The following is an 11,662-nucleotide window of genomic DNA, read 5'->3' as shown; positions in this document are numbered from 1 at the left end:
AATCCTCCCGCGCGGCGACCGGCCCGGCGGCCAAGCCGCCGCAGGCCGGGGCCGCGGCGCTCCGCGCCAGCGGGGGAGGGTGGGGGAGAACGCCGGTTACAGGATGCCCGCCGTGCGGGCCGTCGTGAGCCAGGTGGGGAACTCGGTCATCAGGGCGTCGTAGAGGGTCGCGTCCGGGAGGGACTTCGGCGTCGGGCCCGCGGCGAAGAAGCCCGCGTTGTCGACGGCGCGGCCGGGGAGGTCGTCGAGGCGGCGGAGGAAGGCGAACTCGTCGTCGCCGAAGCCGACGAACTGCCAGAAGATCGGCAGCCGTGCCGACTCCGCCAGCAGGCGGCCCGTCTCGCCCCTGTCCTTCGGCGCGCCGTCCGTCTGGAAGATGACGAAGGCCGGTGCCTTCGCGCCGGAGGCGCGGTGGTGGGCGATGACGGCGCGCATCGCCTTGGCGTAGTACGTCTTGCCCATGTGGCCGAGCGAGTCGTGGAGTTCGGCGATCCGGCCGCGGTGGGCGCCCAGCACCACGTCGGCCGTCGTGTGCACCTCGGTGGAGAAGAACACGGTCGGCACCACGCCGTCGTCGTCGAAGTGGGCCGCCAGGCCGAGGGCCTGTTCGGCGAGGCGCTGCACCGTGCCGTCCTGGTAGAAGGGCCGCATCGATCCCGAGCGGTCCAGGACGAGGTAGACGGCGGCCCGCTCGCCGAGCAGCCGGTGCTTGCTCAGGCTGACCCGGGCCGTCTCGTACCGCTCGACCTGGTCGGGCGCGATGGCGGTGAGCTTTTCGAGGGAGAGGGGCATGACCGGTCAACCGGCCTGGGGTCAGTAGGAGTTCCCGGGGTGGTTCTCGTTGTGCTTGGCGACGCGGTCGGTGAGTTCCCGCAGCCCGTCGATCCGCATCGTCGGGAGCGCGTCGGCGTCGGGGTGGTGCTGGTGGATCAGGCCCCACGGGCCGCGCCGGATCAGGGCCGTGCGCAGGCCGAGGGCGGTGGCCGGGCGGATGTCCTCGTCGAGGCGGTCGCCGACGTAGAGAATCTCGCGCGGGTCCATCCGCAGCGAGTGGATCAGGATCTCGAAGAAGCGCGGGTCCGGCTTGGCGACGCCCATGGTCTCGGCCGAGCCGACCAGGTCCACATAGCCCGCGAAGAGGCGGCGCAGGATGTCCGTGGCCCGCTTGGTCTGGTTCCCCGCGATGCCGAGCGTCAGCCCGGAGGCGCGCAGCAGCTTCAGGGTGAGCCGGGCGTCGGCGTAGAGGTCGTTCTCGCCGAACCACTCGTGCTCGCCCACCGCCTCCCGCTTCTCCCGCTCCACGGCCAGGTCGAACTCGGGCCGGAAGAGCCGCAACGCCTCCATGGGGTCGCGGCCCTGGGCGATCATCGCCCCGAACTGGGCGGAGAACGTGTGCCGTGGCGCGCCCACCCAGGCCGCCCAGCCATCCCACTCGCGGCTCTCGTCCAGCAGACACTCGCCGACGTCGAACACGACTGCTCGAATCATGGCCGGCAGCGTAGGACGGCGCGGCGGGCCGCGAAACGGCGTCGTCCCCGGATCGGGCGGATAATCCGCGAAACGGGGACGGGCGGGGGCGGGGTACGGCATATTGCCGCGCAGCGCTGCGCCCCCGGCCGCCCCTCCCTTTAATCGAACAGGTGCGCCTCGGTCACTCCGGCCGCGTCCCCCGAAGGTGTCGTCTGTTGCGCAATGCGGTGGAAACTCGTAACCGGCCGCGCGAAAAACCGTCCACAGTGAGGAAACAGGCACCAGGACGGACCGAGGGAGCTGCGATGGCCTGGGCGGAGGGCGCTTGTGTGGTCGACACGCGGACCGGCAGGGTCGGCCGCGTCACCGGTCGGCGTGGCACCCGGTTGCGGCTGCGCGCGCTGAACGGCGGGCGGGTGTGGGAGTGCCCGCAGGACGCGGTGCGCGCCGCGACCGAGTGGGAGCAGCGGAACGCGGACGTGCTGGACGCCAGCTGGCGGTTCTGGCGCGCGGCCGGGATGTGAGGTCCGGTCAGGCGGGTCGCCGGACCTCGACGAAGCGGAAGCGGGGCGCCACGAACGCGCCGTCCACCAGGCTGGCGTTGGCGGCCGGGTTGCCGCCCGAGCCGTGGAAGTCGGAGAACGCGGCGGTCTGGTTGACGTAGACGCCGCCGGTGAGGTTGAGCGAGAGCTGCGCGCACTCGTCGAGGCAGACCTCGGTCAGCGCCCGCTCGACGGCCGCCGAGGTGGTGTGGCCGAGCACCGTCATCGCGCCGTGCTCGCGGATGGTGCGGCGCAGCAGCGCGAGCGCGTCCTCCGTCGAGTCGACCGCGACGGCGAACGTGATGGGGCCGAACTGCTCGGTGAGGCAGGCGGGCTGGTCGCCGGAGAGCTTGACGATCAGCGGGGTGCGGACGGTGGCGTCCGGGTGTTCCGGGTGGCTGACGGCGCGGGAGGCGAGCGCCACCTCGCCGAGCGCCGGCGCCTCCGCGAGGCGGCGCGGCACCTGGGGGTTGACGAGGGCGCCGAGCAGCCCGGCGGCGCGGGCGTCGTCGGCGAGCAGCCCGGTGACGGCCGCGGCCAGGTCGGCGACCACCTCGTCGTAGGTCTTCCGGCCCTGGTCGGTGGCGATGCCGGGGCGCGGGATCAGCAGGTTCTGCGGGGTGGTGCACATCTGGCCGCTGTAGAGGGCGAGCGAGAACGCGAGGTTGGCGAGCAGCCCCGCGTAGTCGTCGGTGGAGTCGAGGACGACGGTGTTGACCCCGGACTTCTCGGTGAAGACGGCGGCCTGGTGGGCGTTCTCCTCCAGCCAGTCGCCGAACGCGGCGGAGCCGGTGTAGTCGATGACGCGGATCTCGGGGCGCAGCGCCAGGACGCGGGCGACGCCCTCGCCCTCGCGCTCGGCGGCCAGGGCCACCAGGTTGGGGTCGAAGCCGGCGTCGGCCAGCGCGTCGCGGGCGATCCGCACGGTGAGCGCGAGCGGCAGCGTGGCGCGCGGGTGCGGCTTGACCAGCACCGGGTTGCCGGTGGCGAGGGAGGCGAAGAGGCCGGGGTAGCCGTTCCAGGTGGGGAAGGTGTTGCAGCCGACGACCAGGCCGATGCCGCGCGGCACCGCGGTGAACTCCTTGGTGAGGACGAGGGGTTCGCGCCGTCCCTGGGGCTTGGTCCAGGTGACGGGCGTGGCCGGGACGCGGGTCTGCTCGACGTAGGCGTGGGCCACCGCCTCGACGCCCCGGTCCTGGGCGTGCGGGCCGCCGGCCTGGAGCGCCATCGGGTAGGCCTGCCCGGTGGTGTGCATGACGGCGTGCGCGAACTCGGCGCTGCGGGCGTTGATCCTGGCGATGACGTCGAGGCAGACCAGGGCGCGGGTCTCGGGCCCGGCGGCGCGCCAGGCGGGCAGCGCGGCGCGCATCGCGGGCAGCAGCAGGTCGGGGTCGGGGTGCGGGTACTCGACGCCGAGCGGGAAGCCGTAGGGCGAGACCTCGCCGCCGACCCAGCCCGTGGTGCCGGGCTGGTCGTCGAGCGGGAAGCGGCGGTCGCGCAGCGCGGCGAAGGCGGCGGCGCCCTCGTCGGCCGGGTAGGCGCGCGGGCTCTCGGGGTGCGGCGACCAGAAGGCGCGGTCGCGGATGGCGGCGACGGCGGCCTCCAGCGTGGCGCGGTGGGCCTCGACGGCGGGCGCGTGGGGTGCGGTGGCGGAGGTCGTCACGGCGGCCAACTCCTCATCGGGTCGCGAGTGGAACACTGGCGGGCGTGTCCGATACTGCTTCGGATACTGCTACCGAACGATCGGTCGGGGCAAGGGTGCGAGGGCGCGAGAGCGCGCCGAATGCGGGGTGTTGCCGAGGTGGGCATGGCGGCGCGGCGGGACGCCTACACGGTGCGGAGCCTGTTGGAGGTCGCGGTCGGGGTCTTCAACGACCGTGGCTACGACGGCACGTCGATGGAGCACCTGTCCCGGGCGGCCGGCATCTCCAAGTCCTCGATCTACCACCACGTGCGCTCCAAGGAGGAGCTGCTCGACCGGGCGGTCAAGCACGCGCTCGACGGCCTGTTCGCCGTGCTGGACGAGCCGGCGGCGCGGGACGGCAGGGCCGTGGCGCGGCTGGAGTGGGTGGTGCGGCGCACCGCCGAGGTGCTGATGGAGCGGCTGCCGTACGTGACGCTGCTGCTCCGGGTGCGGGGCAACACGGACACCGAGCGGTGGGCGCTGGCGCGGCGGCGCGAGTTCGACCAGCGGGTCGCGGACCTGGTCCGGGCCGCCGTCGCGGAGGGCGACCTGCGGCCCGAGGTGGACCCCAGGTTGGCGACCCGGCTGCTGTTCGGCATGATCAACTCGATAGTGGAGTGGTATCGGCCACATCCCGGGGAGCCGGTGGTCTCCCGCGACGTGGTCGAAGCCGTCATTTCCACCGCATTCGACGGGCTGCGGAAGCCGAGGGTGCGCGGTTCCGCGCCATAGCGGAGCGATGGCACCCGCCCGTCGTGGGACATCAACTACCCTTGCCCGGCGTGGGGGTGGCGCACCAGTCGCAGGCGACCACGGAGAGCCCATGAACCACGAACGCCACGCGTCTTCGCCTTCGGCGGGGAGCCAGACATGGCACGGCCCCGGCGACGAGGCGACAGAGGCGCGGACACACTCGGCCGGGCCGCCGCGTGCGGCGGCGGAGCCGCCGGGCGTGGCCGTTTCCGGGCCGCGCTCGCCGGAGCCGGCGCCTTCGGCGGCGGGGCCGTCGCACGCGGAGTCGGCCGCGCCGGCGTGGGTGCGGGGTGGCCCGCAGGGCACGCCGCATGGCGCGGGCTTCGCGCAGCTGGGTCCGGCGGAGGGCAGTGCGGTGCGCGGCGCCGCCGCGGCGCCTTCGGCGGGTCCCGCGGACCCGGATTCCGTTCCGCCTCCGGCGGGGAGTCAGAGGTGGCGTGACCTGGGGCTCCAGGCGGGGGAGGCGCGAACGCACTTGGCTGTGCCAGCGCCCGCGGCGGCGGAGCGGGCGGCGGCGGAGCCGCCGGGTATGGCCGTTTCCGGGCCGCGCTCGCCGGAGTCGGCGCCTTCGGCCGCGCCGGCGTGGGTGCGGGGCGGCCCGCAGGGCACGCCGCATGGCGCGGGCTTCGCGCAGCTGGGTCCGGCGGCTGGCGCCGCCGCGGTGCCTTCGGCGGCCGAGCCGTCGCACGCGGAGCCGGCGTGGGCGCAGGGCACGCCGCCTTCGGCGGCGGTGGCGGCCGGCCATGGCCTGGCGAGCGCGGCACGCGCCTGGCAGGTGCCGGACTGGGCCGAGGCCGAGGACTTCGTGCGGCGGTTCCACGCGGAGGAGCCGGACCAGCCGGTGCCCACGGGGATGCGGCTGCGGCAGATCCGCGAGCACCTGGAGCGCACCGGCACCTACCGGCACACCCGCGCCGAGCTGGAGTACGGGGCCCGCGTCGCCTGGCGCAACTCGAGCCGCTGCATCGGCCGGCTGTACTGGAAGAGCCTGCGGGTGCTCGACCGCCGCACCTCGGCGACGCCCGACGAGATCCACGCCGACCTGTGCGAACACCTGCGGCAGGCCACCAACCACGGTCGGATACGCCCGGTGATATCGATCTTCGCGCCCGCCACCCCGTTCCGCAGGGCGCCACTGGTGTGGAACAGCCAGCTCATCCGCTACGCCGGCTACCGCACCGTGGACGGCGGCGTGATCGGCGACCCCGGCAACGTCGACTTCACCGACGCGGTGCGGCGGCTCGGCTGGCAGGCGCCCGGCGGCTGGTTCGACGTGCTGCCGCTGGTGATCGAGACGCACGGCGACAAGCCGCAGCTCTTCGACGTGCCGCGCGACCTGGTGCTCGAGGTGCCGATCAGCCACCCCGACCACCCGGGCTTCGCCGAACTCGGCCTGCGCTGGCACGCCGTGCCCGCCATCTCCAACATGCGGCTGTCCATCGGCGGCATCGACTACCCGCTCGCCCCGTTCAACGGCTGGTACATGGGGACCGAGATCGGCGCGCGGAACTTCGTCGACGCGGACCGCTACGACCTGCTGCCCGTCGTCGCCGAACTGCTCGGCCTCGACACCAGCAGGGACGCCACGCTCTGGAAGGACCGGGCCGTGGTGGAGCTCAACGTCGCCGTGCTGCACTCGTTCGAGGCGGCCGGCGTCAAGATCACCGACCACCACACCGAGTCCCAGCGCTTCCTCACCCACCTCGAACGCGAGGAGCGGGCCGGCCGGCGGGTGCCGACCGACTGGAGCTGGATCGTGCCGCCCATCTCGGGCGGCCTGACGCCGGTCTTCCACCGCTACTACGACGAGGGCGACCAGCGGCCCAACTTCTACCTCGACGACGAGGCCAGGGCCCGCGCCGCCGGCTGCCCGGTCGCGCACTAGCCCGCTGTGGCGGCGTCCGCGATGAACGAGCCGTACGACGGGCGGCCCACCGGCTCGTAGACCTGGAGCACGATGCCGGAGCCGGTGGTGGCCGTGTCCGTGAGCCGCAGCGCGGTCGGCACCGTGCCGGCCGCGAAGAGGCGGCGGCCGCCGCCCAGCACCACCGGGTGGATCAGCAGCCGCACCTCGTCGATCAGGTCGTGCGCGAACAGCGAGCGGGCCAGCACCCCGCTGCCGTGGATCTGCAGCTCGCGCCCCGGGCGCGCCTTGAGCTCGGCCACCCGCGCCGGCACGTCGTCGGCGAGCACGGTGGTGTGCGCCCAGCCGGGATTCCGCAGGGTCGTGGACGCCACGTACTTCGGCAGCGTGTTGAGCCGGGAGGCCACCGGGTCGGCCGGGTCCCGCTGGTCGGGCCAGAAGCCGGCGAAGATCTCGTAGGTGCGGCGGCCGAGCAGGAACGCGTCGGCCCGGTCGAACCAGCCGGTGACCAGCCGGCCGAAGTCCTCGTCGGCGTACGGGTAGGACCAGCCGCCGTGGGTGAAGCCGTCCGACGTGTCCTCCTCGGGCCCGCCGGGGCCCTGCACCACGCCGTCCAGGGTCAGGAACTCGGTCAACGTCAGCCGCATGGGTTCGCCTCCTCGCGTCGTTTCCCGGTCAGACCGGGGCGCGGCGGGGAACTCATCGGTCGTCGGTCGTTCGGCGGTCATTCGGGGATCAGGTCGGTCTCCTCGAAGACCAGCAGCGTGCGCGTCGACAGCACCTCGGGGATCGCCTGGATCCGGGTCAGGACCAGCTCGCGCAGCTCCCGGTTGTCCGCCGTGTGCACCAGCAGCAGCACGTCGAAGTCGCCGCTGACCAGCGCGATGTGGGTGGCGCCCGGCAGCCGCGCCAGCTTGCTGCGCACCGTGCGCCAGCTGTCCTGCACGATCTTCAGCGTGATGTAGGCCGACGCCCCCTGCCCCGCCCGCTCGTGGTCCACCAGGGCCGCGAAGCCCCGGATCACCCCGTCGTCCAGCAGCCGGTTGACGCGGGCATAGGCGTTGGCCCGGGAGATGTGCACCTGTTCGGCGATCGAACGGATCGACGCCCGGCCGTCCGCCCGCAGCAGGCGCAGGATCGCCGCGTCGATCGGGTCCAGCGGCCGGATCTGCCCCACCCGGCCCGTGGTCAACTGGTCTTCCGCCATGCGGATTCACCTCCCCTCCCTGGACGTCCTGCCCCCATGGGACGGCAAACCGGGCCAGCTGTCCACAGGGCCTCACGACCCGTAGCCAGGATGCGTCGTCGACCGAACAATCGGTAGGGAGAGACGCCGACCGCACGACGGGAGGTATCGCCGTGGACGTGGCGGCACATGAGCTGCTGCCGGAGCCGGAGCCGCACCGGGTGCTGGGCACCGGCGCCGAGCCCGACCCGGACACCTGGCCCGAGCTCTACCGGCAGCTGGTGCGCGGCCGCCGGTACAACACCCAGGCGACCGCCCTCACCCGGCAGGGCCGGCTCGCCGTCTACCCCTCCTCGACCGGGCAGGAGGCGTGCCAGGTCGCGGCCGCGCTCGCCCTCGAACCGCGCGACTGGCTCTTCCCCAGCTACCGCGACACGCTGGCCACCGTGGTACGCGGCCTCGACCCGGTCGCGGCGCTCGGGCTGCTGCGCGGCGACTGGCACACCGGCTACGACCCGCGCGCGCTGCGCGTCGCCCCGCTGTGCACCCCGCTCGCCACCCAACTCCCGCACGCCGTCGGCCTGGCGCACGCGGCCAGGCTGTGCGGCGACGACGTGGTGGCGCTCGCCCTGGTCGGCGACGGCGGCACCTCGGAGGGCGACTTCCACGAGGCGCTGAACTTCGCCGCCGTGTGGCGGGCCCCCGTGGTCTTCCTGGTGCAGAACAACGGCTACGCCATCTCGGTGCCGCTCGCCAAGCAGTCGGCGGCGCCCACCCTGGCGCACAAGGCCGTCGGCTACGGCATGCCGGGCCGCCTCGTCGACGGCAACGACGCGCCCGCCGTGCTCGCCGTGGTGCGGGAGGCGCTGGCCCGCGCCCGGGCGGGCGGCGGACCGACGCTGATCGAGGCCCTGACCTACCGGCTCGACGCGCACACCAACGCCGACGACGCGGGCCGCTACCGGCCCGAGGCGGAGGTCGCGGCGTGGCGGGCCAGGGACCCGCTGACGCTGCTCGGCGACGAGCTGCGGCACCACGGGTTGCTCGACGAGGAGTTCGAGGCGCGGGCACGGGAGGAGGCGGAGGCGCTGGCGGCGGCCCTGCGGGCCGGGCTAGGCGCCGACCCCCGGCTCGACCCGGCCGACCTCTTCGCCCATGTCTTCGCCGCCCCGACGCCCCAACTGCGGGCGCAAGCGGCGGCGTTGGGGGTGACGTTGGGGTGACGACCACGATGACGACCACGATGGCGGGCGCGCTGAACCGCGCGCTGCGGGACGCCCTCGCCGAGGATCCGGCGGTGCACCTGCTGGGCGAGGACATCGGCACCCTGGGCGGCGTCTTCCGGGTGACGGACGGCCTCGCCGCCGAGTTCGGCGAGCAGCGGTGCACGGACACGCCGCTGGCCGAGGCCGGCATCCTGGGCACCGCGACCGGGATGGCGATGTACGGGCTGCGGCCGGTCGTGGAGATGCAGTTCGACGCGTTCGCCTACCCGGCGTTCGAGCAACTCGTCTCGCACGTCGCCCGGATGCGGAACCGCACGCGCGGCGCGCTGCCGCTGCCGCTGACCGTGCGGATCCCGTACGGCGGCGGGATCGGCGGCGTCGAGCACCACAGCGACTCGTCCGAGGCGTACTACATGGCGACGCCCGGGCTGCACGTGATGACGCCGTCGACCGTCGCCGACGCGTACGGGCTGCTGCGGCAGGCGATCGCCTCCGACGACCCGGTCGTCTTCCTGGAACCGAAGCGGCTCTACTGGGCCAAGGGCGAACTCGACCCCGAGGTGCCGGTGCCGCCGGGCGGTCGCGCGGTGGTGCGGCGGCGTGGCGCCTCGGCGACGCTGATCGCCTACGGCCCCGCGGTGCCGGTCTGCCTGGCGGCGGCCGAGGCGGCACGGGACCGCGGCTGGGACCTGGGCGTCGTCGACCTGCGGACGCTGGTGCCGTTCGACGACGAGACGGTGTGCGCGGAGGTGCGGCGCACCGGGCGGGCCGTCGTGGTCCACGAGGCGGCCGGCTTCGCCGGCCCCGGCGCGGAGATCGCGGCGCGGGTGACCGAGCGGTGCTTCCACCATCTGGCGGCGCCGGTGGGGCGGGTCACGGGCTTCGACATCCCGTACCCGCCGCCGCTCCTCGAACGTCACCATCTGCCGGACACGGAACGGGTGCTGGCGGCGGTGGCCCGCCTGCAGTGGGAGGACTGAGGGGTTCGGTATGACGGAGGTATTCCTGCTGCCGGACCTCGGCGAGGGGCTGACCAGCGCGGAGATCGTCCGCTGGCTGGTCGACGTCGGCGACACGGTGACGATCGACCAGCCGGTGGTGGAGGTCGAGACGGCCAAGTCCGTCGTCGAACTCCCCTGCCCGCACGCCGGCGTCGTCACCGCCCGCCACGGCGCCCCGGGCGACGAACTCCCGGTCGGAACCGAGCTGTTGCGCGTCTCGCCTGGCGGCGGCACGCCGCCCCCGCACGGCGCCGTAGGCGCCGGTGCTGCCGCGCCGCCTGGCGGCGCCTCGCCGAGCGCGCTGCGCGCGCCGGCTGGTGCCGGGGGCGGCGTGCCCGCCGGGTCACCGGAGGCCGGGGCCTCCGGCCCGGCCGGCTTCGCGCCTGGCGGCGGAGGCGCGGGTGGTCCGGTGGGCGACGAGGGGTCTGGGCCCGTTCTGGTCGGGTACGGGACGGTGCCGGTCGTGCCTGGCGGCACGCCGCCTCCGCACGGCGGCGGAGCCGCGATGTCGCCTGGCGGCGCCGCGCCGACCACGCCGAGCGCGCCGGCTGGTGCCGGGGCCGCCGGCCCGGCCGGCTTCGCGCCTAGCGGCGCCGGAGGCGCCGGTGCTGCCGCGCCACCGGGCGGCGAGGCGCCGAGCGCGCTGCGCGCGCAGGCTGGTGCGGGGGGCGGTGTGCCCGTCGGGTCACCGGAGGCCGTGGCCTCCGGCCCCGCCAGCCTCGCGCCTGGCGGCAGGCCTGGTGCCGCAGGCGCGATGCCACCGGGCGGCGCCTCGCCGGGCGCGCTGCGCGCGCAGGCTGGGGGCACCGACGGAGGTTTCGTGCCTGGTGCGGAAGGGGCCGGTGGCCCGGCGGACGAGATGGCGTCCGGGCCGGTGCCGGTCGTGTCTGGCGGCACGCCGCCCACGCACGGCGGCGGAGCCGCGATGCCGCCTGGCGACGCCGTGCCGACCACGCCGAGCGCGCCGGCTGGTGCCGGGGCCTCCGGCCCCGACGGCGCTCGCGGCGGCGCCGCGCCGAGCGCGGCGGTTGGTGCCGGGGCCGATGGCCCCGCCGGCTCCGACGGCCCCGCCGTTGCCGTCGTGTCGCCGTTGGTGCGGCGGTTGGCGCGGGAGGTGGGGGTGGATCTGCGGTCGGTGACCGGTACCGGTCCCGGGGGGCTCATCATGCGTGCCGACGTGCTGAACGCGTCCCCCCACCCCGCACGCGGCGAGGCCGCGCCAGCCGGCGGCCTCGCCGCGCCAGGGGACGTGGTCGTCGAGATGCGCGGCGTCGCGCGGGTCATGGCGGAGCGGGTCGCGGCCAGCAGGCGGGACGTGGCCGACGCGACCTGCTGGGTGGAGGCGGACGCGACCGGTCTGATGGAGGCGCGGCGGGTGGTCGGCGTGCCGGTGACGGCGTTGCTGGCGCGGATCTGTCTCGCGGCGCTCGCCCGCCATCCGCAGCTGAACGCGAGCGTCGACATGGCGGCCCGGCGGATCACGCGGCACGGCGCCGTGCACCTGGGGTTCGCCGCCGCGACCGAGCGCGGCCTGCTGGTGCCGGTGGTCAGGGACGCGCACGCCATGGACACCGGCCGGCTCGCCGCCGAGCTGCGGCGGCTGACGGAGGGGGCGCGGGCCGGGACGCTGGCGCCGGCCGAGGTCACCGGGTCCACGTTCACGCTCAACAACTACGGCGTCTTCGGCGTCGACGGTTCGACGCCGATCGTCAACGCCCCCGAGGTCGGCATGCTCGGCGTCGGGCGGATCGTCGAGAAGCCCTGGGCGCACGAGGGGCGGCTCGCGCTGCGGCAGGTCGTGCAGCTGTCGCTGACGTTCGACCACCGGGCCTGCGACGGCGCGGTGGCCGGCGGGTTCCTGCGGTTCGTCGCCGACCGCGTCGAACAACCCCTCGCACTCCTTGGCGACCTTTGACGTGTCCGCCGGTACCGTGGG

The 11,662-nt window shown here is 74.9% G+C and carries 11 protein-coding genes; 6 read left to right on the top strand and 5 right to left on the bottom strand.

The features are described 5' to 3' along the window. Positions 1-96: 96 nt before the first annotated feature. Positions 97-792: a vWA domain-containing protein gene (locus tag RNC47_RS21370; protein WP_311601067.1), complete on the bottom strand. Its 696-nt coding sequence runs from the start codon at positions 790-792 to the stop codon at positions 97-99. A 21-nt stretch (positions 793-813) separates the two neighbouring features. After that, positions 814-1,488, bottom strand: a complete 675-nt coding sequence (locus RNC47_RS21365; RefSeq protein ID WP_311601066.1) for an HAD family hydrolase — start codon at positions 1,486-1,488, stop codon at positions 814-816. Between the two features lie 311 nt (positions 1,489-1,799). Between RNC47_RS21365 and RNC47_RS21360 the strand changes: the two genes are divergently transcribed. Beyond that, positions 1,800-1,994 (top strand): hypothetical protein, encoded by a 195-nt coding sequence (locus RNC47_RS21360; protein WP_311601065.1) that lies wholly within the window; start codon positions 1,800-1,802, stop codon positions 1,992-1,994. Between the two features lie 7 nt (positions 1,995-2,001). Here RNC47_RS21360 and paaN read toward each other — a convergent pair whose 3' ends face one another. Further along, positions 2,002-3,675: a phenylacetic acid degradation protein PaaN gene (gene paaN, locus RNC47_RS21355; RefSeq protein ID WP_311601064.1), complete on the bottom strand. Its 1,674-nt coding sequence runs from the start codon at positions 3,673-3,675 to the stop codon at positions 2,002-2,004. A gap of 120 nt (positions 3,676-3,795) precedes the next feature. On the opposite strand from paaN, the gene RNC47_RS21350 reads away from it, so the two are divergent. Together RNC47_RS21350 and RNC47_RS21345 are read left to right on the top strand one after the other, a co-directional pair. Next, positions 3,796-4,428 carry a TetR/AcrR family transcriptional regulator gene (locus RNC47_RS21350; protein ID WP_311601063.1) on the top strand — a complete coding sequence of 211 codons (633 nt, stop codon included), beginning with the start codon at positions 3,796-3,798 and terminating at the stop codon, positions 4,426-4,428. Positions 4,429-4,978: 550 nt separating this feature from the next. After that, positions 4,979-6,334, top strand: coding sequence for a nitric oxide synthase oxygenase (locus RNC47_RS21345; RefSeq protein WP_311601062.1), 1,356 nt, complete (start codon positions 4,979-4,981; stop codon positions 6,332-6,334). On the opposite strand, the gene RNC47_RS21340 is transcribed toward RNC47_RS21345, so the two are convergent. Together RNC47_RS21340 and RNC47_RS21335 are read right to left on the bottom strand one after the other, a co-directional pair. Beyond that, complete coding sequence (locus tag RNC47_RS21340) at positions 6,331-6,960, bottom strand: dihydrofolate reductase family protein (RefSeq protein ID WP_311601061.1); 630 nt, start codon at positions 6,958-6,960, stop codon at positions 6,331-6,333. The two genes, RNC47_RS21345 and RNC47_RS21340, sit on opposite strands and share 4 nt — an antisense overlap. Positions 6,961-7,037: 77 nt before the next feature. Then, on the bottom strand, positions 7,038-7,520 hold the full coding sequence (locus tag RNC47_RS21335; RefSeq protein WP_311601060.1) for an Lrp/AsnC family transcriptional regulator: 483 nt from the start codon (positions 7,518-7,520) through the stop codon (positions 7,038-7,040). Positions 7,521-7,678: 158 nt separating this feature from the next. On the opposite strand from RNC47_RS21335, the gene pdhA reads away from it, so the two are divergent. Genes pdhA through RNC47_RS37640 form a run of 3 tightly spaced genes read left to right on the top strand, consistent with a single transcriptional unit; the run spans position 7,679 to position 11,641 of the window. Next, positions 7,679-8,722: a pyruvate dehydrogenase (acetyl-transferring) E1 component subunit alpha gene (pdhA, locus tag RNC47_RS21330; protein ID WP_311601059.1), complete on the top strand. Its 1,044-nt coding sequence runs from the start codon at positions 7,679-7,681 to the stop codon at positions 8,720-8,722. Positions 8,723-8,730: 8 nt separating this feature from the next. After that, complete coding sequence (locus RNC47_RS21325; protein WP_311601058.1) at positions 8,731-9,705, top strand: alpha-ketoacid dehydrogenase subunit beta; 975 nt, start codon at positions 8,731-8,733, stop codon at positions 9,703-9,705. 10 nt (positions 9,706-9,715) lie between these two features. Beyond that, positions 9,716-11,641, top strand: coding sequence for a dihydrolipoamide acetyltransferase family protein (locus RNC47_RS37640; protein WP_394814836.1), 1,926 nt, complete (start codon positions 9,716-9,718; stop codon positions 11,639-11,641). The last annotated feature ends 21 nt before the right edge of the window (positions 11,642-11,662 follow it).

The sequence above is a fragment of the Streptomyces millisiae genome, assembly GCF_031845425.1.
Lineage (GTDB): Bacteria > Actinomycetota > Actinomycetes > Streptomycetales > Streptomycetaceae > Streptomyces > Streptomyces millisiae.
This window is presented reverse-complemented; position numbering and strand designations above follow the sequence as displayed.